Origin of the sequence: Dongia sp. (assembly GCF_041910485.1) — a bacterium.
Lineage (GTDB): Bacteria > Pseudomonadota > Alphaproteobacteria > Dongiales > Dongiaceae > Dongia.
The window spans coordinates 42,048-67,562 of sequence record NZ_JAYRQR010000044.1; the positions used below are offsets into that span (position 1 = coordinate 42,048).

Annotated in this window: 24 protein-coding genes; 11 read left to right on the top strand and 13 right to left on the bottom strand. The window is 60.8% G+C overall.

Going from position 1 to position 25,515, the window contains the following annotated elements; translation table 11 throughout:
* Nucleotides 1–39: 39 nt before the first annotated feature.
* On the top strand, nt 40–1,227 hold the full coding sequence (locus tag ACE3PP_RS13910) for a class I SAM-dependent rRNA methyltransferase (protein WP_374383283.1): 1,188 nt from the start codon (nt 40–42) through the stop codon (nt 1,225–1,227).
* On the opposite strand, the gene ACE3PP_RS13915 is transcribed toward ACE3PP_RS13910, so the two are convergent.
* The 6 genes from ACE3PP_RS13915 to ACE3PP_RS13940 are packed head-to-tail and all read right to left on the bottom strand — an operon-like array spanning nt 1,194 to nt 7,577.
* Nucleotides 1,194–1,373: a hypothetical protein gene (locus ACE3PP_RS13915; RefSeq protein ID WP_374383285.1), complete on the bottom strand. Its 180-nt coding sequence runs from the start codon at nt 1,371–1,373 to the stop codon at nt 1,194–1,196. The genes ACE3PP_RS13910 and ACE3PP_RS13915 overlap by 34 nt on opposite strands.
* A 59-nt stretch (nt 1,374–1,432) precedes the next feature.
* Nucleotides 1,433–2,842 carry a sensor histidine kinase gene (locus tag ACE3PP_RS13920; protein ID WP_374383287.1) on the bottom strand — a complete coding sequence of 470 codons (1,410 nt, stop codon included), beginning with the start codon at nt 2,840–2,842 and terminating at the stop codon, nt 1,433–1,435.
* Nucleotides 2,839–4,272 (bottom strand): NAD(P)/FAD-dependent oxidoreductase, encoded by a 1,434-nt coding sequence (locus tag ACE3PP_RS13925; protein ID WP_374383289.1) that lies wholly within the window; start codon nt 4,270–4,272, stop codon nt 2,839–2,841. The genes ACE3PP_RS13920 and ACE3PP_RS13925 overlap by 4 nt, the downstream gene beginning before the upstream one ends.
* On the bottom strand, nt 4,259–4,996 hold the full coding sequence (locus tag ACE3PP_RS13930; protein ID WP_374383290.1) for a TVP38/TMEM64 family protein: 738 nt from the start codon (nt 4,994–4,996) through the stop codon (nt 4,259–4,261). Before ACE3PP_RS13930 ends, ACE3PP_RS13925 begins: the two co-directional genes overlap by 14 nt.
* 7 nt (nt 4,997–5,003) lie before the next feature.
* Nucleotides 5,004–6,941 (bottom strand): CHASE2 domain-containing protein, encoded by a 1,938-nt coding sequence (locus ACE3PP_RS13935; RefSeq protein WP_374383292.1) that lies wholly within the window; start codon nt 6,939–6,941, stop codon nt 5,004–5,006.
* A 6-nt stretch (nt 6,942–6,947) separates the two neighbouring features.
* Entirely contained in the window at nt 6,948–7,577 is a 630-nt protein-coding gene (locus ACE3PP_RS13940) for a FecR domain-containing protein (protein WP_374383294.1), read from the bottom strand.
* Between the two features lie 334 nt (nt 7,578–7,911).
* On the opposite strand from ACE3PP_RS13940, the gene ACE3PP_RS13945 reads away from it, so the two are divergent.
* On the top strand, nt 7,912–8,529 hold the full coding sequence (locus ACE3PP_RS13945; protein ID WP_374383296.1) for a hypothetical protein: 618 nt from the start codon (nt 7,912–7,914) through the stop codon (nt 8,527–8,529).
* 157 nt (nt 8,530–8,686) lie between these two features.
* Nucleotides 8,687–9,451 carry a hypothetical protein gene (locus tag ACE3PP_RS13950; RefSeq protein WP_374383298.1) on the top strand — a complete coding sequence of 255 codons (765 nt, stop codon included), beginning with the start codon at nt 8,687–8,689 and terminating at the stop codon, nt 9,449–9,451.
* A gap of 104 nt (nt 9,452–9,555) precedes the next feature.
* On the opposite strand, the gene ACE3PP_RS13955 is transcribed toward ACE3PP_RS13950, so the two are convergent.
* Nucleotides 9,556–10,311 carry an SDR family NAD(P)-dependent oxidoreductase gene (locus tag ACE3PP_RS13955; protein ID WP_374383300.1) on the bottom strand — a complete coding sequence of 252 codons (756 nt, stop codon included), beginning with the start codon at nt 10,309–10,311 and terminating at the stop codon, nt 9,556–9,558.
* A gap of 93 nt (nt 10,312–10,404) precedes the next feature.
* On the opposite strand from ACE3PP_RS13955, the gene ACE3PP_RS13960 reads away from it, so the two are divergent.
* Nucleotides 10,405–11,292, top strand: a complete 888-nt coding sequence (locus ACE3PP_RS13960; RefSeq protein WP_374383302.1) for a YicC/YloC family endoribonuclease — start codon at nt 10,405–10,407, stop codon at nt 11,290–11,292.
* A 66-nt stretch (nt 11,293–11,358) separates the two neighbouring features.
* Nucleotides 11,359–11,964 carry a guanylate kinase gene (gene gmk / locus ACE3PP_RS13965; RefSeq protein WP_374383387.1) on the top strand — a complete coding sequence of 202 codons (606 nt, stop codon included), beginning with the start codon at nt 11,359–11,361 and terminating at the stop codon, nt 11,962–11,964.
* On the opposite strand, the gene rsmA is transcribed toward gmk, so the two are convergent.
* From rsmA to ACE3PP_RS13980, 3 genes are read right to left on the bottom strand one after another with little or no spacing between them, the layout of a single operon-like run.
* Nucleotides 11,948–12,835, bottom strand: coding sequence for a 16S rRNA (adenine(1518)-N(6)/adenine(1519)-N(6))-dimethyltransferase RsmA (rsmA, locus tag ACE3PP_RS13970; protein WP_374383304.1), 888 nt, complete (start codon nt 12,833–12,835; stop codon nt 11,948–11,950). The genes gmk and rsmA overlap by 17 nt on opposite strands.
* Nucleotides 12,832–14,115 (bottom strand): peptidylprolyl isomerase, encoded by a 1,284-nt coding sequence (locus ACE3PP_RS13975; RefSeq protein ID WP_374383306.1) that lies wholly within the window; start codon nt 14,113–14,115, stop codon nt 12,832–12,834. The genes rsmA and ACE3PP_RS13975 overlap by 4 nt, the downstream gene beginning before the upstream one ends.
* A 41-nt stretch (nt 14,116–14,156) precedes the next feature.
* Complete coding sequence (locus ACE3PP_RS13980; protein WP_374383308.1) at nt 14,157–16,346, bottom strand: LPS-assembly protein LptD; 2,190 nt, start codon at nt 16,344–16,346, stop codon at nt 14,157–14,159.
* Between the two features lie 314 nt (nt 16,347–16,660).
* Between ACE3PP_RS13980 and ACE3PP_RS13985 the strand changes: the two genes are divergently transcribed.
* The 5 genes from ACE3PP_RS13985 to ACE3PP_RS14005 all read left to right on the top strand — a co-directional run bounded on the left by ACE3PP_RS13985 (nt 16,661) and on the right by ACE3PP_RS14005 (nt 21,901).
* Nucleotides 16,661–18,160, top strand: a complete 1,500-nt coding sequence (locus ACE3PP_RS13985) for a leucyl aminopeptidase (protein WP_374383310.1) — start codon at nt 16,661–16,663, stop codon at nt 18,158–18,160.
* A 12-nt stretch (nt 18,161–18,172) separates the two neighbouring features.
* Nucleotides 18,173–18,643 carry a DNA polymerase III subunit chi gene (locus tag ACE3PP_RS13990; protein ID WP_374383312.1) on the top strand — a complete coding sequence of 157 codons (471 nt, stop codon included), beginning with the start codon at nt 18,173–18,175 and terminating at the stop codon, nt 18,641–18,643.
* A gap of 186 nt (nt 18,644–18,829) precedes the next feature.
* Nucleotides 18,830–19,519: a TadE/TadG family type IV pilus assembly protein gene (locus ACE3PP_RS13995; RefSeq protein WP_374383314.1), complete on the top strand. Its 690-nt coding sequence runs from the start codon at nt 18,830–18,832 to the stop codon at nt 19,517–19,519.
* Between the two features lie 82 nt (nt 19,520–19,601).
* A complete protein-coding gene (locus ACE3PP_RS14000; RefSeq protein WP_374383316.1) occupies nt 19,602–20,108 on the top strand; it encodes a hypothetical protein in 507 nt (168 codons plus the stop codon).
* 14 nt (nt 20,109–20,122) lie between these two features.
* Nucleotides 20,123–21,901 carry a pilus assembly protein TadG-related protein gene (locus ACE3PP_RS14005; protein WP_374383318.1) on the top strand — a complete coding sequence of 593 codons (1,779 nt, stop codon included), beginning with the start codon at nt 20,123–20,125 and terminating at the stop codon, nt 21,899–21,901.
* Nucleotides 21,902–21,998: 97 nt separating this feature from the next.
* Here the strand turns inward: ACE3PP_RS14005 and ACE3PP_RS14010 are convergent, their stop codons facing one another.
* Nucleotides 21,999–22,610 (bottom strand): pilus assembly protein N-terminal domain-containing protein, encoded by a 612-nt coding sequence (locus ACE3PP_RS14010; protein ID WP_374383320.1) that lies wholly within the window; start codon nt 22,608–22,610, stop codon nt 21,999–22,001.
* A 182-nt stretch (nt 22,611–22,792) separates the two neighbouring features.
* Here ACE3PP_RS14010 and ACE3PP_RS14015 point away from each other — a divergent pair, with 182 nt between their 5' ends.
* Nucleotides 22,793–23,578 (top strand): tetratricopeptide repeat protein, encoded by a 786-nt coding sequence (locus ACE3PP_RS14015; protein ID WP_374383321.1) that lies wholly within the window; start codon nt 22,793–22,795, stop codon nt 23,576–23,578.
* A gap of 20 nt (nt 23,579–23,598) precedes the next feature.
* Here the strand turns inward: ACE3PP_RS14015 and ACE3PP_RS14020 are convergent, their stop codons facing one another.
* Both ACE3PP_RS14020 and ACE3PP_RS14025 read right to left on the bottom strand, forming a co-directional pair.
* Nucleotides 23,599–24,564, bottom strand: coding sequence for a type II secretion system F family protein (locus tag ACE3PP_RS14020; RefSeq protein ID WP_374383323.1), 966 nt, complete (start codon nt 24,562–24,564; stop codon nt 23,599–23,601).
* Nucleotides 24,565–24,571: 7 nt separating this feature from the next.
* Complete coding sequence (locus ACE3PP_RS14025) at nt 24,572–25,441, bottom strand: type II secretion system F family protein (RefSeq protein ID WP_374383325.1); 870 nt, start codon at nt 25,439–25,441, stop codon at nt 24,572–24,574.
* Between the last annotated feature and the right edge of the window lie 74 nt (nt 25,442–25,515).

The window sequence follows — 25,515 nt, forward strand, 5'->3', positions numbered from 1 at the left end:
CACCCCCCGCACCCAATGCCCAACAATGGAAATCAGATCATGTCGAAGCGGCCCAATATCCACCTGAAATCGGGCGAAGAGCGCCGTGTCCTCGGCGGCCACCCCTGGGTCTATTCGAACGAATTGCAGGCGAGCCCTGAGCTGAAAGCGATCAAGCCGGGCAGCATCGTTACCCTGCGGCAGGCGGACGGACGCCCGATCGGCATCGCTTTCTTCAACCCCAAATCCCTCATCAGCGGCCGTGTCATAACCCGCAACCCGGAGACCACGATCGATGCCGGCTTCTGGCAGCGGCGGCTTGAGCGGGCGCAGCGCCTGCGCGACCGGCTGATTGGTGTGCCCTTCTATCGCCTCGCCCATGCGGAGGCGGACGGATTGCCGGGCTGCGTCATCGACCGCTATGGCGATGTCGTCGTGGTCGACGTCTCCAGTGCCGGCATGGATGCGACGATTGACGACCTCTGCACGGCGATCGATGCGGTGCTGGCGCCGCGCGTCATCCTCATCCGCGGCGATGGTCCGGCGCGGGAGCTCGAAGGGCTCGAACCGGTGAACCGCCTGTGGAAGGGCGACCTCGACGCGCCGATCGAGATCATGGAGAATGGCGCCCGCTTCCGCTGCGATCCGCGCGCCGGGCAGAAGACCGGCTGGTTCTTCGACCAGCGCGACAATCGCGCCCTCATCGCCCGCCTCGCCAAGGGCGCCAAGATGCTCGATGCCTATTGCTATATGAGCGGTTTCGGCAATCAAGCGCTGATGGCAGGCGCCGCCCAGGTAACGGCACTCGACCGCAGCGCCCCGGCGCTTGAATTTGCCAAACAGGCGGCCGAACTCAACGGTGTCGCCGACCGCTTCACAACGCGCATCGGCGATGCCTTCGATGTGCTGCCGGAAATCGCCCAAGGCGGCGGCCGCTTCGACATCGTCGTTGCCGACCCGCCGGCCTTCGTCAAATCGCGCAAGGATTTCCATCAGGGCGCCCGCGCCTATCGTAAGCTCGCGCGCCTCGCCGCCACCTGCGTTGCCTCAGAGGGCATCCTGATGCTGTGCTCCTGCTCGCACAACATGCCGGCGGACGAGCTGGTCAAGCAGGCCGCGCGCGGCATCCAGGAAGCCGGCCGCACCGCCCGCATGCTCTATCACACAGGCGCGGCACCGGATCACCCGGTGCATCCGGGACTGCCGGAGAGCGCTTACCTGAAGGCCTTGACCTTCGCGATCGAATAGAAGAGGCCACCCACGCAAACGGCGCTGAAGAGGAGGCCACCCCAATAGGGCGTCCCCTCGCTCGCGCGCGACGCCACGAAGAGGCCGGCCACGGCAAAGAGCGCCAGCACGCCCATGAACACGCTGCGCTCGATTTCCGCCTTCATGATCTTCATCCCCCGATAAATATGATCTGGCGGCAGTATCGCCCGCCCGGCGGCGCTTTTCAATGCGGCAGCGCTGCCACCGGCGGCAGGGAGAGCGCGAAGACGGCACCGTCGGCGGAACTCCGCACCAGCTTGAGATCGCCCCCCTGCCCGCGCATCAACTCGCGCGCAATCGCAAGGCCCAGCCCCGTGCCGCCGCTCCGCGCCGACCCTTTGAAAGCGACAAACAGGTTCTCCAGAGCTTTGGGAGGCAGACCTGGCCCGTCATCGGCGACTTCGATTTCGATGCCGGTCGCTGCCTCAAATGCCCGCACCTCGACCCGCTGCGCGCCCATCTGCAGCGCGTTCTCCCCCAGATTGCGGAGGATGCGATAGACCTGCCCCCGGTCAGCGCGGATACGCAGATCCGCCGCCACGCCGCTGACCCAGCTCTTCTCCGTACCGAGCAGCTTGGCAAGTCCCTCGCCCACCTCGTCGACCAATTCGGCCAGGAAAAAGGTTTCGAACTCCGGTTTGGGCGGTCCTTCGCGCGTGAAGTTCAGTGTGTCGGAGCAAAGATCGACGGCGCGGTCGAGCGAGCGCAGCAAGGCGGGTGCCGCCTTGCGTACCTCCGGATTGTCGCTCTCGGCGAGGCGGTCAGTAATGAGGCGTGCCGTCGCCAGGATGCCGCGCAGATCGTGGTTGATCTTGCTCACCGCAGTCCCAAGCGCCGCGAGGCGTGCGCGCTGCATCAAGGCTTGGCGCACCTTCTCCTGCATTTCGGCAAATTCGCGTTCGGCCAGGCCGATCTCGTCGCCACGGCTCGTCCTGCCGAAATCGCCGCTTTGATCCTCCGGCGCCTGCCGGAAATTGACCATCTCGCGCGTCAGGCGTCGCATCGGACGGATGATGAGCCATTGCAGGGCGGCAAAGAGCAAGGCTGCGGTGATCAGCGAGATCACGATGGAAAAGCCGAGGATGCGCCAGGAATAGGCCAGAAGCGCCTGCCGCAGCGGCCATTCGTCGAGTACCACGTCGACCACCACATCGGCCGCACGCGGCGAATAGCCTTTCACGCGCAGGACGCGGTTACGCGACTGCACCAGCGTGTCGAGCCCATCCTCAAACAATCGCACGAAACCGCGATCGCTGAGATCGACGGTTACGTCGACCAGAAGCGGTGGCGTGGAGCCACGCAGAATCAGGTTCTTGCCGTCGCCCGAACGCAGGCCGATCACCCTGGCACCAACATGATTGAGGAGGCGTACCTCCAATTCGGGATCGATCATGTAGTCCGGCGTCGCCTCCAGCGCCAGAATGGCAAGGTGGGCGGTGTTGAGTTTTTCCTCCAGCCAGTCCAGACGGAAACGAGCAATGCTCGGCACATAGATCAGAATGCCGCTGACCAGCACGAAGAGAATCGTCAGGATCAGCACCCGCGCCGACAGGCCACGGCCGAAGCTCGGAAGTTTGACGTCGATCTCACTCATGGCAGCTTCAGCAGCCCGCGCACCAATGCGCGGACACCGGGGCTGAACAGCCGGGGGGCGTAATAATTCCCGGCAACGCGCTTGGAAATCTCGGAGAGCGTCGGATAGGGCAGCAGCAGTCCCGCGATCGCCGACAGCTTCAACCCGCGCCCGATGGCCAGACACCAAGGCGCCAGCAATTCGCCGGCCTGCGGGCCGACGATGCCGACCCCCAGGATCTGACCGTTGGCGCGAAGAACAAGCTTGATACGACCCTCGGTGCGGCGTTCGGCTTGGGCCCGGTCATTGGCGCCAAAGTCGAGCTGCTCGATGCGCACATCCTTGAAGCGCGTGCGCGCCACCGTTTCCGAGAGCCCCACCTGCGCCAGTTCCGGATCGGTGAAGGTCACCCAGGGAATGATGTCGGGATTGATCTTCGCCGGCAGGCGGAAAAGGACGTTGCGCAGCACGATGCCACCCTGATATCCGGCGACATGGGTAAAGGCATATCCACCCGTGCAATCGCCGACAGCGTAGATCTTGCGATTGCCGGTCCGCATGCGACGGTCGACCTTGATCGCCGCCCCATCGACAGCGACACCGGCCTTTTCGAGCGCCAATCCATCGCTGTTCGGAACACGCCCTGCTGCCACCAAGACATGGCTGACCGTAACCGATTCCTGCGATCCATCATTGCGCAGCAAATGCGCTTCGATCCCGGCGTCGACCTTTTCCAACCTGACGATGCTGCTGCCCTCATGCACAACGACCCCGTCTTCGCGCAAGACTTGGCGCAGCGGCTCGACCAGATAGGCATCATCTTTCGGCAGCAAACGGGCCATCTCGACCAGAGTGACACGGGCGCCCAACCGAGCCTGTGCCTGAGCCAGCTCAACGCCGATCGGACCGCCGCCGATCACCAGCAGATGCTCGATCGGGTCAGTTGCTGCAAAAATCGTCTCATTGGTGAAATAAGGTATCTTGTCGAGGCCGACGATCGGCGGCACGGCGGGCCGCGAGCCGGTCGCGATGACGAAGCGCTTGGCTTGGATGCGCTGTACTCCGGCCACAACGCAGTCAGGCCCATCGAACACCGCACGTGCACGCAGCACGGTGACACCCATGCTCTCGAAACGCTCGACCGAATCGTGCGGCGCGATTGCCGAGATCACGCCGGCGACATGGCGTGCCACGGAGGCGCGATTGATCTTCAGTGTTCTGAAAGGAAGTCCGAGGCGACGCGCCTGCTTCGCCTGCCCGGCCGCATGCGCAGCCGCCAACAGCGCCTTCGACGGCACGCAACCGTGGTTCAGACAATCTCCACCCATTTCACCGGCTTCGATGAGAACGACACTGGCGCCCAACTGCGCCGCGCCAGCGGCGACCGTCAGACCGCCGGAACCGGCGCCGATGATGCAAATGTCGGGCGTCAGAAGTTCAGGTTCGGTCATCGGGTCGGCCGTTGCTCAGGCGCCGCTGCAGGCGCTTCCATGCGATCGGAGTTGCAGCAAGTGCGCCAAGACCGACAAGCCCCACCCATACCGATGGTGAAACGGAAAGGTTCACGCCATCGCTCGCCGCCAACGTCTCCCCCAGGCCACTGCCGATGGCGGCATAGATGAAGGTCGCCGGAATGATGCCGAAAAAGGTCGTCACGGCAAAGCAGCGCAGGGAAACACCTAGAAACGCCGGCACCAGATTGACGACAAAGAAGGGAAAGACAGGCACCAGTCGAAGGATCAACATATAACTCCAGGCGTCTCGTTCAAAACCGTCGGCCAGTCGCGAAAACCAGGGCCCTGCGCGTGCCCGGAGCAAGTCGGCCAGGGCGGACCGCGCCGCTAGGAACACCAGCACCGCACCCATCGTGGCAGCCGTCACGATGTAGCATGTGGCGGGAACGGTGCCAAATAGGAAGCCTCCGGCCAAGGTCAGCACGACGCTACCGGGAATGGAACAGGCAACCAGAGCCGTATAGGCCAGCATGAAGCCGAGCACGGCTAAGAAATAGTGGTTTGCGGCCACGGCTTGAAGATCTGCCTGGCGCGCCTTGAGAATTTCGAGATTGAGAATTTGCGTTCCGCCGAGCGCGAAAAACAGCGCGAATCCGATGCCCAGCGGCAACAGCGGCCATAGGCGGCGCCACGTTATATTGCTCGACTTTCTCCCAACCATTGGTCGCTCACGTCAATCCGGCATAATCAGCAGTCGACCAGAAGGAGATCGGTTTGTCACGGCCGCGCACCGGCTGATCGGGCGACGGCTGCAGCCCATTGATAAGATCCTCGCGCCCCAGTTGTTTCACAGCCTGAATGAGATCGTCGGACACAACCAGTACTGCGCCAACCGATTTGGCGGCTGCTTCAAGGCGGCTCGCCACATTGACCGTATCACCGGCTGCGGCGAGCTGTGCCTGATGCCGACCGCCGAGCTGCGCCATCGCAACCGGGCCGAAGTGTAGCCCAATCCGCGCCCGGTTCTCCGGCCGCCAGTGATGCAGCCTCAGCAGCATGGCGCGGGCACACGCCAATGCGTCGGCCGGATCCGAGTCATTGGGTTGCGGCAAGCCCCAAAGGATCATGGCGCCATCGCCGAGGAATTGCGCGACGATACCGCCATGAGCTGCAACCTCATCTTCTATCTGGCTGTGAAAGGCCTTGAGAAAATGGGCCGTGTCCGCAGGAGAACGAGCCTCACTGGCATGTGTGAAGCCCTGCAGGTCGATGAACATCACGGCCGCCTGCTGCTCCCGCTCATCGAAACTGGGGGTCGCGCGATCGGCCAAGGTTTCAACGAGGCTTGGCGGAACATAGCGGGCAAGGTTGCCCCGATGCCTTTCCGCCTCCCAGCGCAGGCGTCGTTCCTGCAAAGTGCGCGACAGGAGGCCGATGCCCCCGCCCAGAGCGATAGCTGTAACGGGTCCGGCAACGGCGATCAGACGATCATTCATCGTGAAGGCAAGCTGGCACAGGGCGAGCCAGCCAATCAGCAACGCCAGATTCATAAGCAAACCCCAGCGCGGGCCGCCCGCACGAAAGGCGAGGAGCCAGGCCGACAGTGCCAGCAGAACGATCATTGCCGCCTCAATAAGGCGCTGCTCCGGCGTACGGATGAGACTGTCGCCATGCAGAAGATTGGCCGTTGCGGTCGCCAGTACTTCGACACCAGGCAGGCTTAAGGCAAACGGCGTGACAAAATTATCTCCGAGGGATGTCGCCGAAACGCCGACAAGAACAATGCGCCTGTCGAGCAGCGCCGGCGGAATGCGGCCTTCGACCAGATCGAGAGCCGAATAGGTTCGAATGGTTCCCGCCGGTCCCAGATAGTTGAGACCCAGCCCATACCTGTCATCCAGTGGAAGGCGGTCCTTTCCCATGATCAGCGTGCCGGCATAGTCGAAGCCGATCGCACCCACCGGAAGATCTTTCTGCGCCGCCGCCAAGAGCAGCGGAAAGGAGGGTATTACCCAGTCGCCGTACCCCAGGACTGGATATTGCGCCCGTGTCTGGCCGACATCGAGGGATTGCTGATTGACATGTCCGACCTCGGTTCCCTGGTCGAACTCGGCCAGGGGGAGCAACAGGCTGTCCGCTTTGACAAGTCGATCGGTACCACGGTTGGCGTTCTTCACGGCTTTGAGAGAGATGGCGCGCCCATCCGATACCGGCCCACCGGACAGAGGCCCATTGTTGAAGAGCATCGCCCCAGCCAGAATTACATGCCCATGCAGGCGCAAGGCATCGGCAAGGCGCTGGTCACCTTGACCGGTTGCCTCCGGCTCACGTTCCGACAGCAGGATGTCGAGGCCAATCGTTTTGGCGCCCGCAAGACGCAGTTGATCCACCAATTGCGCCAATGTCGCCCGTGGCAGGGGCCAGCGGCCAAGCTTGGCCAGCGAGCGGTCGTCGATGACGATGATGGCGATATCGTTGGGCGACGGCAGGGATCCGCGCATCCGGAAGCGCAGATCGAGCGCCATGCCTTGGTCGATCGATTCAAACAGGCGATCGTTGGCCAGATGCAGCCAGGCGACGACCAGGCTGAGCGTCACCACCAGGGCGAGGCTTAGCCAACCACGCCGTATCTTGCCGCGAGCCGGTATGTTGAGCGATTGCGCCACCGTGGATCAGGAGAAGGTGACGCGGGCCAATGCTTCGTCACGGCGCTTCGCACCCCAACGTTTGACGACCAGCGGCGCTTTTTCGGCAGGGATGTCGACGCCCTGCCCTTCGCGCAGGATCACCGTACCTGCCCCGGCCCGGCTCGATACCGCGACACGGCCCTCGGCAACGAAGACCGCACTCTTTCCAGCCGTCGCTTCGACCAGGTAGTCGGTGCCGCGGACTGAAGCAACTGCCGTGGCGGTCCGCACCTCGAACCGGCCCCAGCCGGTCGCTTTGTTGACCGTCAGCCGAGCGATACCCGAAAAAAGGTCCAAAACGGCATTCGATTCGGCTTCTTCCGGGGCAAAATAGGAGACGGAAATGTCGCTTTCGGGGCCGACCGTCAGGATCGATCCGTCGCTGAAAGTGATCTCGGCCCGACTGTCGGCGCCACTGCGGATCTGGTCATCGACCAGCACCTCGGCGCCGATGGCGGCCGCCGTATCCATCCCGTTCCTGACAATGGTCACCGTACCAGCAAGCCGCGACACTTGGCCCACCGATCCGGCTGCGGCAACCTGCCTGGGAAAGGCCTGCGCCATGAGGGCCGCCACCGGCAGGGCCAGCAGAAATTCTCGTTTGGTCAGCGCCATCTTGATCTCCTTGCGATCTGCCCGCATTTGGCGGAGCCCTAGCTTTGCAGGCCGTGGCCGCCCCCGCAACGCCTCTGGCAGGCTCCGTGACAGTGATTTGGCCCGGGCCTGGCATGGGTGCTGTGAACTGGATCACCAAAACAAGCTGGTGCCCCAGACCGGCCTTTTGGGCCGCCAGGGCTTGAACCGGGGCGTCAATCTGGCAGCAGGCCGCATTTTTGCTGGCCGCAATGGGTACGAATCGGTCGCTCCATGCTTCTCAGCCAGGATTTGGGCGGCTAAACTGCGACAGGACCGGGCCCGATTGGCGGGCTGCGATCGGGGGAGATTGAACATGAAAGTACGCGGCCTGCTCATCTCGGGTCTGATGAGCGCCTCATTGCTGGCTGGTTGCCAAGGTGCCCTGATGCCGTGGGAAGGCGGCGCCAGCGAACCCGTGCAGCCGGTAGCCCCCGTGGCGACGCCGACGCCCCCGAGCCCGGCCCGGATGAACGTCGCCCAGCCCAACGAGATTATTGGGTCCTGGCAGCTGGTTCAGTTGCCGCCCACCTTCATCCAGCCGACCCGGCCGACGGCCCCCTTCACCAATCCGTGGCAATGGTTCATCGTCAGCCCGATGGACCAGACCGGCACGGGCCGTATCGGCTTGGTGACCCGCGCCGACCCGCCCAAGGTTCCGGTGAACGACCAGATTCTGGCCGACGCCTGGTCTGAGGCACCCATGTATGACACTTACCGCATGGCCGGCGGTGTAATGTCGATTACCCCGGTTGCGGTTACCGGCTGGTCGGCACAGGGCACGCAGACCTGGCGCCTCTATACCGTGACCAATGCCGGCCTGATGCTGGGCATGCTCGCCCAGCCCGGCGACCTGCTGATGACCCTGACCACCCCGGACAACAAGCCGCTCTATTACCGCATGCTGCGGCGCGTTCCCCGGGTCCTGCCCTGAAACACACGCCCATTTAAGAAGAATCGCCAGCTATTACAAAGCTGTGACGTCCGGCTCGGGGTGATCGCGCCCCGGAATAACCGAATTCTTTGCTTCGTTGGTTTCACGACACGCCGTCATCGCCTGACGGGTCCGTGCAAAGCAAACGGAGCAGATCATGGTTATTCCCAACAACCTATCCACCCTACGCACGCTGCTGCTGGCCAGTACACTCGTCCTGGCCAGCGCCGCCCTGACGACCCTGCCCTTTGACAATGTCGCCCATGCGAAGAACGGCAATGGTGGTGGCAATGGGGGCGGAAACGGTGGTGGGAACGGCGGCGGACATGGCGGCGGTCATGGTGCGGGACACGGCAGCGACCATAGTGGCGGAAATGGTGGTGGGAATGGGAATGGGAATGGCAACGGGAACGGCAACGGCAGCAAGAGCACCGATGCGACGACAGATCCCGATGACGACGCCGTTGCCGCCAATGCGCTTGGCAAGCTGAACGGCTTCGTCCACGCCTCGCCGAACGCCCTCGACAACGCCTCGCCCAACTCAGCACCTGGACAAATCAGCCAGACATTCCGCGACCTCCTGCACGACTATACTGAGCAACAGGCGACGACCGACGAAGGCACCACGCCGACTGACGTCGATCTAGACGATCTTGCGGAGGCGCTGGCGAATGCGACGAACAAGCCAATGTCGCCGGAAATCGTGGGCAAGATCCTCGACAAGCTGACGGACACGTATGGCGATGATTTTTCCAGCCTAGACCCGGATGAAGCCGACGACAGTGGAACCAATGATGGCACGACCAGTGACGCCGAAGATGGAACGCCGAGCGAGCCAAGCTTTGCCGAAGCGCTGTCAGAGCGCGTAAACGAAATCAAAGGCTTCGAAAATCCGGGTGATGCCGAGCAGGACAATCTGTAGCAGATCCGATATCGACGATAGGAGAGGCGCCTCGTTCACCGAGGCGCCTCTTCGCATCTAAATAGCGATGCGTTGTCGAGAGATGCTACGGCCGCCCCAACGCGTCAGCCTTTGCGCGGCGCCGCCGCCAGCAACCGATCGGTCAAAGCTGGCGAGAGGGACCCCAGCAGCCACGCCACGAAAGCGGTCGGCAAGGGAAAGGCGATACGGGCTTTGTTGCGCGCCAAGCCTCTTTGAATGATAGCGACCGCCCGTTCGACCGGCATCATGAAGGGCATGGGAAATTCGTTGACGTCTGTCATCGGCGATTTGACGAAACCGGGCATGATGACGCTGACGCCAACGCCACTCGGCGCCAGGGCGCCACGAAGCCCCTCGCCCCACACTTTCACCGCCGCCTTCGATCCACAATAGGCCGGCGCGCCGGGAAAACCGCGTTGGCCGGCCAGCGATGCCATGATGCCGATCTGTCCTCGACCAGCCGCCACCATCAGCGGAATGGCTGGGAGAACGGTATTGAGAACACCATCGACATTGGTGGCGAAGATCGCACGCACCTGCGCATCGCTCTCGATGCCGCCATGCGTGCCGCCAGAGATGCCGGCGTTGGCAACCACCAGATCAAGCGGCCGCGCCGCATGTGCGCCAGCAACCCAATCGCCGGTTGCCGCGCGATCCGTCACATCGATCGCCGCAACCGAGACATCGGCACCAAGCGCACGGCACGAACCGGCCAACTCGTGCAGGGCCTCAATCCGCCGCGCGCCTAGGAAGAGATGAACCCCGGGAGCGGCATAGGCACGGGCCAAGGCATTGCCGATGCCGGAGCTGGCCCCGGAAATCAGGATCGATTGGTACATTCCGGACACTGCATACACCCTTCTTCCGCCCATCGCGGCTTGCCAGTCGGCGCAGCATCCGGGATGATAGCGCCGATCTGCAAGGGGGATATTGTGTCAATTGCCAGTATGACCGGATTCGCCCGCACAAGCGGTGCGGTCGGGGAATTTTTATGGACCTGGGAGCTGAAGTCCGTCAACGGCCGCTCGCTGGACGTGCGCTGCCGGGTGCCGCAAGGTTTCGAGGCATTGGATGGGATCGTGCGCCAGACTGCCGCCGAATTGTTGAAGCGGGGCAATCTCACGGTCAATCTCAATGTCGACGAAGCGGCGGCCCGCGGGCGCCTCTCCGTCAATCGTGGCGCGCTCGACCAGATCATGTCGTTGATCGCGGAAATGCAGGGAAAGGTCGCCGGCAGTCCTCCCAGCATCGATGGCATTCTGGGACTGAAGGGCGTCCTCGAATTGGAAACGCCACCGGTCAGTGAAGAGGTGCTCACACAACGCCAGCAGGCGGTGGAGATCGGCCTGCGCCAGGCGATGACGGAACTGGGCGCTATGCGCCGTGTGGAAGGGACACGCCTTGCCGGCATCGTCCTTGCCCACCTTGATGAAGTCGAACGGCTGCGTGTCGCAGCTGCGGCCAGCGCAGGCGCGCAACCCGCCAATATCCGGCTGCGCCTTGAAGACCAGCTGAAGCAACTGATGCCGGAAGGCATACCGGTCGATCCCGACCGCCTGATCCAGGAACTCGCCATCATCGCCGGCCGTGCCGATGTGCGAGAGGAGATCGACAGGCTTGCAGCCCATGTCGAAGCGGCGCGCGACCTTATCAAGAAAGGCGGCGCGGTGGGACGCAAGCTCGACTTTCTCTGTCAGGAATTCAACCGGGAGGCCAATACGCTCTGCTCCAAGGCGGCGGATCTGGCCTTGACCAACCTGGGCATTGAGCTTAAGGCAGCGATCGAACAGCTGCGCGAGCAGATCCAGAACATTGAATAGAGGCGGCAGGTGTCGCACGCATCCACCAGTTCATCCGCCTTCGTCGAGGTTCGCCGCCGCGGCCTGATGTTGGTCCTTTCCTCGCCTTCAGGTGCGGGCAAGACCACGATTTCGCGCCGACTGCTCGATTTGGAGCCGCAACTGGCCTTGTCCATCTCGGCAACCACCAGACAAAAGCGCCCCGGGGAAACTGCCGGCGTTGACTACCATTTCGTCGATCCGACCGAATTCAATCTGATGATCAACCGTGGCGAGTTTCTGGAATACGCCAAGGTGTTCGACAATTACTACGGCACCCCCAAGGCGCAGGTAGCGCGTGAGATCGCCCAGGGCCGCGATATTCTGTTCGATATTGATTGGCAAGGCACACAGCAATTGGCACATAACGCGCGCGAGGATCTGGTCAGCATCTTCATTCTGCCGCCCTCGACGCGCGAACTGGAACGACGCCTACACACCCGCGCACAGGATAGTGCCGAAGTTGTCGCCAAGCGCATGGCCAAGGCCGCCGACGAGATGAGCCATTGGGCCGAATACGATTATATCGTCGTCAACCATGACGTTGATTCGAGCGTTGAAAGCGTGCGCGCGATCCTGCGTGCCGAACGCCTGCGCCGGCAACGCCAGGTGGGCCTGACCGACTTCGTGAAGGGCCTCAGAGAGGGGCAGTAGGACCGCGTCGCGCCTTGAAAGCCCGGGCCAGCGCGCAGAATTGCTCGATCGACAGCTCCTCGCCGCGGGCAGTCGGTGCGATGCCGACTTCCACCAGGATTTCCTCGGCCTGTGGTGAGACCTGGCGCAAAGATTGCCGCAGCATCTTGCGCCGCTGACCGAAAGCGGCCGCCGTCACTTTCTCCAGCACCTTGCCGTCGGCCGGATAGAGCGGCTCGGCCCGAGGCACCAATTGCACGACGGTCGATGTGACCTTGGGGGGCGGTGTGAAGGCGCGCGGCGGCACGTCGAACAGGCGCTTCACATCTGCTCGCCACTGGGCCGCGATGCTGAGCCGTCCATAATCCTTGGTGCGCGGCTTGGCCAGCAGGCGATCCGCCACTTCCTTCTGAAACATCAAGGTGAGGCTGGCGAAAGTCGTTCCGGCCTCAAGCCATGCCATCAGCAAGGGGGTCGCGACGTTGTAGGGCAAATTGGCGACGATCCGCCGGGGCCCGTCACCGAGCTTGGCAGCATCGACCTTGAGTGCATCGCCTTCAATCACCGACAGTCGACCTGGATAGGCAGCATCGATCTCAGCCAGCACCGGCAAGAAGCGACGGTCGCGCTCGATGACGATGACCTTGCGGGCGCCGTGATCGAGCAGCGCACGCGTCAGACCGCCAGGCCCTGGGCCAATCTCGATGACCGTGCCGACATCGAGAGGTGCCGCGGCACGCGCGATACGGCCTGTGAGATTGAGGTCGAACAAAAAGTTCTGCCCCAGCGCCCGGTTGGCGCTGAGACCATGCTTGGCAATGACCTCGCGCAAAGGCGGCAGCGGCAGGGCCCGCGCTTTGTCCCCGCCGTCAGTTGGATCGCCGCCGGTCATAGGCGGATGTCGATGACCGCAGCTCGGCGCAAATCCGACAGATAGCCGCGCGCCAGGGTATCCAGGCGCTGGCGCCCCAACCGATCCGCGACGCTCACCCGCGACAGAGAGGAATCGTCGCCGGAACTGCGACTGCACACGGTAAAAATGCCGATGCCGCGGTTGGTCCGGATGGGCGGCGAAGGCTCGCCAATCGGCTGGTTAAGCGCATAAGGCTGAACTTCGGGTGGCAGGTCATTGACGAGGACATTGCCGAGGCTTCGATAGACTGCCGGTTTGGCATCGGCAGCGACTGTGTTCATGTCACCGCATGACTGGATCCGCGGGATCAACGTGTTGGCTTGCGAAATCGCTTTGTTGATCTCGGACTCGGCGGCATTGGTGGGCAGGCCCCACAGAATTTGGTCTATCTCCACAGTACCGGCTGAAACGGTCCGCGCATCGATGGTCCGGGTCGCCCTCACCTCTACGATGTAATATCCACCCGCGCCGCGGATCGGTTGGCTGGCTTGGTTGGGCGGCAAGGTCTGCACGACTTGGGCAACCGGCGGATCCATCATATCGAGCCGCATCCAGCCCCAATCACCCCCGCGAATGGCTCCCTGGTCCTGCGAAAACTCCGTCGCCAGGGCGCTGAAATCGGCGCCTTGGTCGAGTTGCTCTTTGAGCCGCTGCGCCGATTGCTGGATACTGGCTTCATCGCCGCTGCCGGAAGACAAGAAGATCTGCAACAGGCGATACTCTGTCTGCCCCTGCGCCGCCTGCATCGCCGCCAACGACTGGTCGATCTCTTCATCGGAAATCTTCACCTGCGAACGCAACCGTCGCTGCACCAGACGTGCCCAGGACAAGTCGGTTCTGATCTGTTCCGCCAGCACGTCAATGAAGATGCCGTTCTGCTGCAGCGTCTGCGACAATTGCTCGGTCGTCATACCGTTGCGCTTGGCCAGTTCATCGATACGCCGCTGAACCTCGGATGTTGAAACGGGAATGTTCTGCCGCTTGGCTTCCTGCGACTTGAGCTTCTCGTCGATCATGGTGCGTAGCAAGGTCGGCAAGAGACGCTGGCGCGTTTCCGGCGTGTCATTGAGTTTCGCCGAGACCATCGCCAAGCGCATGCGCACGAAGAGGTCGAGTTCGGTGATTACGTCTTCATTGACAACCGCCACAATTTTCAAATCGCCCTGCGCGTTGGCATGCGGCGCGAAGAGGCTCAAAAGTCCTGCCACACAAAACGCCGCAATCGACATTGCGCGGATCTTGGTTGAAAACGTCGCCATCAAATCTTTACCCCAAGCACCGGCCGCGCGCAGCAGAGCCGTTAGAAGTTAGAACCGATATTGCCGAGATTGGTGAAGCGGAACTGAACCATCGCGGTAAAGTCACCACTGGTATCCTCTTCATCGCTCTCGGGCGCATATGAAGCATTGAGGAGCATGCCGAAGCATTCATCCTGATATTCGAGCAGGCCACCGACGGCGAGTAGCTCGGTATCGTGGATATCGTAGGTGCCGCTGGTGCCAATCGTCCAATACTCACCGAGCTTGGCGCGGACGCCGGCGCTGATCTGTTCTTCCTTGCCACCGTCTACGTCATTTTCCAGCTGAATGTAGTGCAAGTCGAGACGCAGTTCCTCCGGGCCGGCCGAAATGCCGAGATCCTGGCGATTCACGTCGAAATCCTCGACATCGAGGCGGAAGCGATAGTTGACGTCGAGCCAGTCGGTCGGGACAACCGCAATTCGGCCCACAAGATCGGAAAGATCATCGTCGATGCCACTGCCATCGCGCAATTCGTCGCCATCGTTCCAGAACCGCAAGCTCTGCCCCAGGAATACGTCGGCATAGCCGCCTTCCGGGAAATAGCCGGTCCATTCGACGCCGTAATTGAAGCGCGAACCCGAATCCACCCGGTCGAGACCGGAGAAGCGATCCACGTCGAAGACTTTTGTATCATCCCATTCGAAGGCGCGGCTGTCGTCGTTGGGAATCTTGCCGGTATTGCAGCAATCCGGCGCAAGGACGAGCTGCGCAATCGGCTGGAAGACCTGGGTAATGGTTTCGCCCGGCCGCACGAAGGGATAGCGCCACTTGAGGCTGGCTTCAGGAAAGAAGCGGCCGGCAACACCATCAGTGCCGCCACCGGTTACAGAATCGGAATGACGGTCGACATCGTTGACGACATAGAGGTCGCTTTGAACGGCCAGCTTCAATTCGTAAATGTCGCCGATCGAACTGGTATAGGGAAGCGTCCAGGACGGGCTCACCGAGAATCGCAGCGAGTCACGATCATCTTCGCGAATGATGTTTCGCGTGTTGAGGTTGAGCCCCCAATAGGCACCATACTGGCCGGGCTCACCAACGTAATTATAGTTGATCGAAGGCAGAACCATCGGCGCATTGTCGGAGTCAAAATCCTTGTCGGTGGACTGGAAGCCCATCGCACGCGCATCAAAATAGGAACGGCCAAAGAAGCCTTCCGCCCACAATTGGTTCTCCAGCCAATCCGGCGAACCGAAATGGTATTGGCGCAGATACGACTTATCCAAGGCGAGTTTGTTGGTGAAACCCCAGCGCCAGTCGCGATTGATCTCAAAGAGGCCATCGCCCTCGATATGGCCGCGCAATTCATTGTGCTTGACGATCGCGCTGTCTTCATTCCCGAAGCGATCTTCTTGCGTCCCCGAGAGTTCCAGACGGAACGCCCCTTCACGCACATGTTGGCGATATTCGATGTCGCCAACGGCACCCGCCGGATCGGGATCACCGCCGATGCGAACGATCGGCGTCAGAGTGATATCCTTGTCCGGGCCGAGCGCAATGAAATAGGGCTGAGCGTACTGATAGCCGGCTCGCCCCGACGACACTGAAAAGCGCGGCTCCAGCAAACCCGTCATTCGCTCGACACCTGGCGCCGGATGCTGGAAATAGGGCGTCCAGAACATCGGCAGCCCCCACATTTCCATCCACGCATTGTGATACGTGATGGTCTGGGCGGTGTCGTCCTGGATAACGTCGCGCGCCTTGACCTGCCAGATCGGCTGGCGGCTGGGGTCGGTCCGACAAGGCAAGCAGGGCGTATAGACGGCGTTCTTGAGCACCATCTTGTTGCCGCCGATACGCTGAGCGGATTGGGCGGCGAGACGCGACTGATCCTTGAAGAGCGCCTTGAACTCCTGAACGATGCCGTCGTTGAAGTCCTCACTGACATCCGCGTAATTGCCGAACATCGTATCGCCGTTCGGCATCAGCATGGCGACATTGCCGTTGGCAGTGACCGTCTTTGAACGCTCGTTATAGGTCAGGGTATCGGCCATGATGATCTTGTCACCGCGCTGCGCCTCAACATGACCGCGCGCGACATAAATGCCGAAATCCTCGTCGTAGCCGACTTCGTCCGCCACCAAGTGAACCGTACCGTCCGCTTTGGCAGGGCTTGAAACCCCAACGGTCACAAGGAGACCGAAGAGGACAGCACCCAGGGCCGAACCCAACAAATCAAACCGCGCCAAAGTCTCTACCCCCAAACGCCCCTGCTGCATGGTCTTTGCCCCGGCTCTTGTTCGGCCGGGAAAACAGGCCGCTAAAGTAGCATGCCGCGCCCATTCGTCCACTTTTTTCAGTAGGTTGGCGCATATTGCCAAGGTTTTGCCAGCCTTGGCGAGGCAATTCCGTTTATGCTAAGGCTTCACGTCACAGCAGCCGCCGACTCGCCCAAATCGCGGGTCCGACGTGTCGCACCCAGACTATTCCGGACCAGCAACCAGGCCCCGCGCCAGCCTGCGCGGAAGCACTGGAAACACGCGAAAAAGCAGGAGAAATCAAGATGAAGGTCACGTTTGCGAAGCCCGAAGTGCCGACGCAGGGCGCCTATATCGTCGGCGTGATGGAAGGTCGCAAGCTGACGGCTGCCGCAACCCAAGCGGAAAAGGCGACCAAGGGGGCCATCTCCCGCAGCCTGAATGCCAGCCGGTTCAAGGGCGGCCACGATGAACAATTGTTGATCTTGGCGCCCCAGGGATTGGAGGTGAGTCGCCTGATCCTTGCCGGTCTCGGCAATCCGGCGAAACTCGATGGCTTTGCCGTGGAGGCCATCGGCGGCCGGCTGATTGCCGCCCTCAATGGCGCCGGCGAAAGAGAGGCGACTATTGCCGTCGAAGCCCTGGCCGGCTGCCCGCTCAACGAGGCGGAGATTGCGGCGCGGCTCGCGACCGGTGCCCGGCTGCGCGCCTATCGTTTCGACAAGTACCGGACCAAGGAAAAGCCCGAACACAAGCCCACCCTGAAGAAGCTCACCATAACGCTCGGCGATCCCAACGCGGCCAAGAAGGCATTCGATCCGCTCGACAAGATTGCTGACTCGGTGATGATGACGCGCAATCTGGTGTCCGAGCCAGCGAACGTCATCTATCCGGCGACCCTCGCCAAGGAAGCGGCAACGCTCGCCGAGCTCGGCGTCAAGATCGAGGTGCTGGGCGAGAAGGAAATGAAGAAGCTTGGCATGGGCGCCCTCCTCGGTGTCGGCCAGGGCTCGGAACGCGAAAGCCAGCTCGTCACCATGCAGTGGAACGGCGCCTCGGACTCAAAGGCCAAACCGATCTGCTTCGTGGGCAAGGGCGTCACGTTCGACACGGGCGGCATTTCCATCAAGCCGGCTGCCGGCATGGAAGACATGAAATGGGACATGGGCGGCTCCGGTGTCGTCATCGGTCTCATGCGTGCCCTCGCCGCGCGCAAGGCCAAGGTGAACGCGGTCGGCGTCATCGGCTTGGTTGAGAACATGCCGTCCGGCACCGCGCAGCGCCCGGGCGACATCGTCACCTCCATGTCGGGCCAGACCATCGAGGTCCTCAATACCGATGCCGAAGGCCGCCTGGTCCTGGCTGATGCCCTATGGTACGCGCAGGAGAACTTCCGCCCCAAGGCGATCGTCGACCTTGCGACACTCACCGGCGCCATCATGGTCGCCCTCGGAACCGACCATGCCGGCCTCTTCTCGAATGACGATACGCTGTCCGATCAGCTGGTCGCAGCCGGCAAGGCGACCGGCGAATTGCTGTGGCGTATGCCGCTTGCCCCCTCCTATGACCGCCTCATCGACTCACCTGCTGCCGACATGAAGAACATCGGCGGCCGCTACGGCGGCTCGATCACGGCGGCTCAGTTCCTGCAGCGGTTCATTCAGAAGGGGACGCCCTGGGCGCATCTCGACATCGCCGGTGTCACCTGGAGCGAGAAGGACAAGCCGACGACACCGAAGGGCGCCACGGCCTTTGGCGTGCGCCTTCTGGAGCAGTTGGTGGCCCGCGAATACGAAGACAAGTAAGCGTCGCCGCCGATGGCGGAGATCCGCTTCTATCACCTGACCAAATCGCGACTGGAGGAGGCGCTCACCCGCCTCCTCCGCCGCATCATCGACCGACAGGACCGGGCCGTCATCCTTGCCGGCTCGACCGAGAGGGTCGAAGCCCTCAATGCGCATCTGTGGACGTTCGACCCGGCAAGCTTTCTGCCACATGGATCGGCAAAGGACGGCAATGCTGCCGAGCAGCCGATCTACCTGACCGCCGCCTTCGAGAACCCGAACAAGGCCAAGATCCTGCTGCTATGCGACGGCGCGGAGCCGCCCAAGGCACCCGATCTCGGCAGCGCCGGTTTCGACATGGCTTGCATCCTCTTTGACGGCCAGGACGAGACGGCCGTCGCCGCCACCCGGACGCAATGGCGCGACTTCAAGGCGGCGGGCCAGCAACTGGTCTACTACCAGCAGGATGAAAGCGGCAGCTGGATCGAGAAAGCACGCCAATAGCGTGCAATACACCTAAAAAGCCGCACACTCCTCACATCATGATGCAGGCACATACGTTCTGCTGACACTCTCGCTGGACTTCGATCAGCGTGAGCGTATTTTTAACGAGTCATGGAATAAATTCGAGATCGCACTTTCTTTTAATATTCCATGCTGTCATCGAGAAAATGAACTGAGTGTGCCGCCATGCGGTTTGCCCTCAACATGCATAAAATTCGGCCCCTTGTGGCCCGCTTTCGGCGTGGCTTTGGCGCTGATGATCGCGGCGTCGCTGCGATCGAGTTCGCCTTCGTTTTTCCAGTGCTGCTGCTGATGACCTTCGGGAGCATCGAAATCGGGTTGATAATGGCGACCCTGACAACGCTTGAAGGCGGGCTGAAGGAAGCGTCGCGCTACGGCATCACCGGCCAGCAACCCAGTGATCTAAGTCGCCAAGAGAAGATCCGCGCCATATTGAAAGAACACACCATCGGTCTGGTCGATTTTGATGAAGCGACTTTCACCGTAAAGACCTACCCGAGTTTTTCGGGCGTCGGGCAGCCGGAACCTTTTGTCGACAGCGCTCCCGGCGACCCGGACGATCCCAATCCCTGCCACAACGACAAATATGACGATCCGAGTACAGGCTGTGTAGAGACCTTCACGGACCTGGATGCTGACGGCGTCTGGGACGAGGACATCGGCAAGGAAGGCGCCGGCATGGGCGGCGAGGTCGTCTCCTATTCCGTCGAAGTGCCGTGGCACATCATGACCCCCATCGTTCCACTTTTGATCGCATCAAAAGACGGGACCTTGCCGCTTCGCGCCACCATCGTCGTGCGCAATGAGCCGAACCTCTATTCACAGCCCAGTTCGGGCGGTGGATCCGGTAGTTGAGCGCTGGTCAATGTCCGCTCTCTCCCTTCGCAGAATGCTTCCGCTTCGCTCCCATCAAGAGCGTGGCTCCGTCGCGGTCGAAATGGCGCTATTCCTCCTTTTCTTTTCGACACTTTTCCTCGGGACATTCGAGGTGCCGCGATACCTCCTGATCGGACAGAAAATGGAGCGCGCGTCCGCCTCGATGGCTGATCTGGTGGCACAGATCGACCCTGCGCTTGGCAACGAACAGGCTAAGATCGACGACCTCTTCCAAGCCGCGTATGGGTTGATGGAACCTTATGATCTGTCGACAAACGGCCGGGTCATCATTACTTCGCTCTCCAATCCGACGGGCACTGCAGAGAAGATCGCATGGCAGGTCATAAGCCCCGGCGACTTTCCAGCTCAAAGCAAGATTGGCGAGACTGGCGGCACGCCGACCCTGCCTGGCGGCCTTGTCATTCGCGAAGGTGAGAACATCATCGCGGCTGAGATCATATTCAAATACGAGCCGCTCTTCGGGAACATCATTTACGACGAGCAGACACTTTATACGCAGTCATTTACGCGACCGCGATTTACCAACCTAACCGACACGCCTGACTGAGGTGAGGGAATAAGATGGCGAAGAAAACACCTATTAAGTCGGCAGGGCGAATGTCATTGGCGAATAGATTCGTGAATGATGAGCGCGGTGTCGTGGCCGTCTGGGTTGGCATAGCCCTGACTGTCTTCATCGGTTGCGCCGGCATGGCAGTCGACACTGCGCGTGGCTACATGATGAAGGCGCGGCTGTCACAGGCTCTCGATGCGGCCGCTCTTGCCGGCGCGAAGTCACTCGGCTCGGACAATGTCGAGGCCGATATCAATATGTTCTTCAACGCGAATTTCCCGGCCGAACAGCTGGATGCGATACTCGACGGCCCCCACATCACGCTCGACGCCAATAGCAACACGGTAGAGGTCAGCGCCAAAGCAACGATCGATTCAACTCTGATGTCTGTCCTCGGCTTTTCAACCATCACCGTTGGCGCATCGGCGACCGCTGTGCGCGGCCTGAATGGGCTTGATGTCGTTATTGCCATCGACATGTCGGGATCGATGTGCTCGCCATGCACGAAGATAGAAGCGGCGGAAACCGCGGCAAAGACCCTGGTTGAAACGCTCTACAGCGATCCAAACTCGAAGACTGTGACCATCAACGGAGTCAATTGGGATCTGCTCAATATAGGCATGGTGCCGTGGAATGCGAAGGTCAATGTCATCTTGAACAAGAAAGTCAACAATCAGACTTTCGATCGAACCAAGACGACTGCACTGACGGTCTTCCCCCCGTTCAACAATCCAGTGACCGGTGTTCTGCAGGACAAGGTCTATGTTACCAATGTCTCTCCCGTGCGGCTTTTAGACAATCCACCTGCTGGATGGACAGGTAGCGTCTATGCCCGCTACATCGACGACTATCGTACAAGTCCGGCAACGCCCAACAATGAAAGCAATGATGCGGACCTGAAGCTGGGTTACGGCCGCTTCGGCAACAAGGATTGGCTTGCCTTCGAGCCGATCCCGCCGCAGGAGGGCGAGCCTGTCAATACGGGCAATTACCCCAATGACAACACTTACAATACCTATGGATCGTGGAAGAATACGGCCAAGAACTGCAGCCAAGCCTATTGGAATGACAATGTGGCTGAACCCAATCGCCCTTGGAACCCTGCTGACAATGGGAATCCGCCAAGCATTCCGGTGCAACCCGCCTATTGGGTAACGGCCAATCCAACCCAGGGCAGCGCGTCGAGCAATGACTGCACGCCAAGTTTGACGCACGGCATTTTACCCTTACATCCGGTTACGGATGCAACCAGCAAGCAATTGGTCTTGGATGCCATCAACGATCTCTACAATCCACCGAACTCAAAACCCAACGGTAACACCAACGCACCACAAGGCCTCTTTTGGGCTTGGGAAGTGCTGATGTCCGGCGCACCGTTCGATGAAGCCAAGGCGTCCACGCCCTTCACTCGTACCCAGGCGATTGTCCTTCTGACCGACGGCCAGATCACGGGTGAGAATGGTGACGCCTATAAAGGTGTGTTCGGCCCCGACAATGGCGCGGGCACGACAAATAAGCACGGCATAATCTCGACCGGCGTGAACAACAACCTCAACAATCGTCTGAAGAAGCTGGCCGCCAACATCAAGGGCGCAGATCCGGCCAAAGGGGTAAAGATCTATGTCGTGCAATATGACGAGCCAAGCGACACCCTGAAGACCTTGCTTCAGTCGGTCGCAACCGAACCCAATGCGCCTTACTACTATCAGGCCAATGACGCAGCTGCTCTGCAGACCGCGTTCAAGAAAATTGCGGCAAGCCTCTCGGTTCTGCGGCTCTCCAAGTAGCGATGCACGTTGGGTGCAATTCAACGCAAATAGAAGGGCAGCCTAAGATTCTGCCCAACGTGCCGATACTCGCAAAACAAAAGGAAAGCAGGCGGCGTCAGTAAGGCGCGACCAACCCCGTCTGACCGGCGACACCGCCAGCGCCTTGAGACGTCGCTTTATTCATATTGCTGACATCCTGAGCGGTTTGGCCTGCAGCAGCGGCTGCAGCAGCGGAGGCATCACCACTGGCACCTCCGGCACCGGCATCAGCCCCTGGCGCCGCACTCGACCCACCGCCCGCCGGACGCACGGATGAATATCGGATGCTGCCCGGACCCAATACCTGGACACAGCGTGACAGGCAATTCCAACTGCGCTCCGTTACCACCGCATCACCGGGCGAGATGATGGAGACGTGACGGTCATCTTCGGGCATGACGACGATAGGCGCATCGAACAAAACGGAATTGTCCGCTCCCAAAACCATCATGTTGGTTTCACCGGGAACCTTGCCGAATACGACGATCTGCCCCGACCCTTCGAGCGTGACATCAATGACCGACGGATCGCCGATAATGATCCCGCTGACACCAGGACCAAAGGACATGATCTGGGCTTTCCGCCATGTGACCTGAACGGCATCATTCGCCGTTGCAAACTTTGATCCGACACCAACAAGCGCCAGAGTAAGCGCTGTGAAGGTCGCCAGCACGAGCGCGCGTCGCATTAAAAGCCCCTATCGTCATTGGTATCGGTATGCTAGCGCCTTTCATCTTAACGCTCAATTAAATTCCCCATGTAATACTAGGATTTAGCACGGATTTGTGAGAAACTTCTTAGCTAGCACTGGATCAGGGGTCGGTTATGTCTTCAATCGAGTTTGCACTTGCCGGCAGGGCCAATCGGACAATGTCCAAGCTTGCCTTGGTCGCCTGCCTCGCCAGCGTGCTTGCCGCCTGCAATGGCCTTCCCGGGACCAGCGATACAGCTAAGTCGGCCGATGGGACATCGGCCCCGGCGGCGGCCAAACCGTCGCAGCTCGATCCTCAGATCAAGATGGCGGCCCTGCAGGCAGAGGCGCAGAACAATTACCTGGAAGCTGCCCAGCACTATCAGTCGCTGCTGACGCGCGACCCGGACAATCTGGACCTGGCTCTGGCCCTGGTGCGCAACCTTCGCTTTGCCGGCAGCACGCCCCAGGACATCGATATCCTCAACTCGCTCATCGCCAAGCATGGCAAGACCCCACAGCTTCTGACCGAGCTGGGCAAGTCTTACATCGCCAGTGACAAGATGAATCTTGCCATTCCCATTCTGCAGGAAGTCACGGCGACGCCTGGCGCGACCTGGGATGCTTTTTCGGCCCTTGGCGTGGCGTACGATTATCAGAATGATTTCGCCCGCGCGCGGGAGGTTTACACCCAGGCGCTGCTGCTATCACCACGCAATCCGGAAGTGCTCAACAATCTTGCTTTGTCTCAAGCGCAGTCGGGCGATCTTGATGGCGCCATTGAGACCTTGGGACAGGCGGTCGATCAGGTCAGCGCCTCACCCCAAGTACGTCAGAATCTCGCCCTTTTGCTCGCCCTGCGTGGTGACACGGCCGGGGCCGAGCGGCTTGCCCGGAAGGATCTGCCCAAGGAAATGGCGGACGAAAATTCAGCCTACTACCAGTACTTGGCCGGCGGCGACTGAAGTGGACTTAACCCAGGCCGTCACTTGAAGGTTGACGAAACCTTGATGACGATCGGCACGATGATGACGATAAACAGAACCGGCAAAAAGAACATGATCATCGGCACGGTGAGCTTCGCCGGCAATGCAGCGGCCTTCTTTTCTGCCGCCATCATTCGTTCGTCGCGGTTTTCCTGAGCGATCGTGCGCAGGCCGACCGCGATCGGCGTACCGTACTTCTCGGCCTGAACGAGCGTCGTCGACAGTGACTTGAAGTTGCGCATGCCGGTGCGCGTCGCCAGATTTTCGAACGCCAGCCGCCTGTCACCGAGAAACGCCAACTCGGCCGCCGTGATGCCTATCTCCTCGGCCAATTCAGGCGCGCTTTCCGCCATTTCTTCGGTGACTTTCTGGAAAGCGGCCTCGATCGACATGCCTGCTTCGACGCAAATCACCATCAGATCAAGCGTGTCTGGAAATGCCCTCCGCAAGGCGGCTTGACGCTTCTGGATCGTGTTCTTCAGCCACAGGTTGGGTGCGAAATATCCGAAAGCCGCGGCGAATAAAGAAATCGCGATATGCATCTCGGTTGAGCTCTTCGGCATCGCCACGCTGACGTAGAGATAGCCGCCGATGAGAAGAACAATCGGCCCCGCAATGCGCGCAAAGATGAAACGCGTCGGCGTCGACGGGTGCCGCCAACCGGCTTGCGTCAATTGGAGACGCAGCTCTTTGGCCTTCAGCAGATTGTCCATCTTGAACAGATTGATGACGGCTCGCATGGCGCCTTCATGCTTACCCGGCATCAAGCGCTTGCGCTGCTGGAACTGCTCCTGCTGCTTGACGCGCAATTCCTCGCGCTTTGCCGCCACAGCCTTCAATCGATTGGAAAAGCTATCGCGTGTGATGAAAGGTAGCGCTACGGCCAATACAGAAGCGAAGGCCGCGACGAACGAGATGACGATGATCAATGAGGGTAGATTGAGACCCAGTTCGATCCCTTGCATGGCGCCCTCAGATATCGAAATGGATCATCTGGCGCATGACCAGACTGCCAATGATCATCATCACGATGCCGATGCCGATCCACAGATTGCCGACATCCGTCGTGAAAAGCAGGCTGATGATATGCGGCTGCAGGACCGCGAGCGCGCCGCTCAAGATGAAAGGCAGAGAGCCGATGATGGCAGCCGACGCCTTGGCTTCGCTCGACATGGCGGTCACCTTGTCGCGCATCCTCTTACGGGAACGCAGGACATCAGAGAGTTTCGCCAGTGTTTCGGCAAGGTTACCGCCGGTCGACTGCTGGGTTATCAACACGATGGTGAAAAAGCGCACTTCCGGGGTCGGTACACGATCGGACATGCGCTGAAGCACCTCGGCCGTCGTCATGCCAAGCTTGATACCTTCGTTGACCAGAGTGAATTCGGGTCCGATCGGCGCAGGTAACTCGCGCGCCACGATGTTCAAACATTCCCCGACCGTCAGGCCCGATCGGACACCGCGAACAATGATGTCGATTGCGTCGGCAAAATACGAGGTAAACTGCTGGATCCGGCGCTTCTTCAACCATGACAAAACGAGCTTTGGGATGCCGAAGAGTCCGATCGGCAGCGCTACGAGCCATAAGAGCGGCGTCGCTCCGAGCGCCCAGGCCAATAGAACGCAGAGTAGGCCTGGTATCAAGGAAAGCAGCATGAACTGCTGCGGTGTTATCTGCAGACCGGCATGAACCAAGGCCTGCCGCAGACGCGCACCCCGCCGTTGCTGGCTGAGCTCTTCTGCCTCTTTCAGCTTCGCGGCAACCTGCTTTTTACGCCCGGAAAGCTGCTGCTCTTTTCCATCAGCCTTCGCAATGCGGGCGCCAGCGGCCCCATCGCCCACGACGGCGGCAATCCGCCTTTCCAGCCGCGCGCGCGGAACCCGCAGAACCGCAATGACAGCCGCAAGAATCAGGA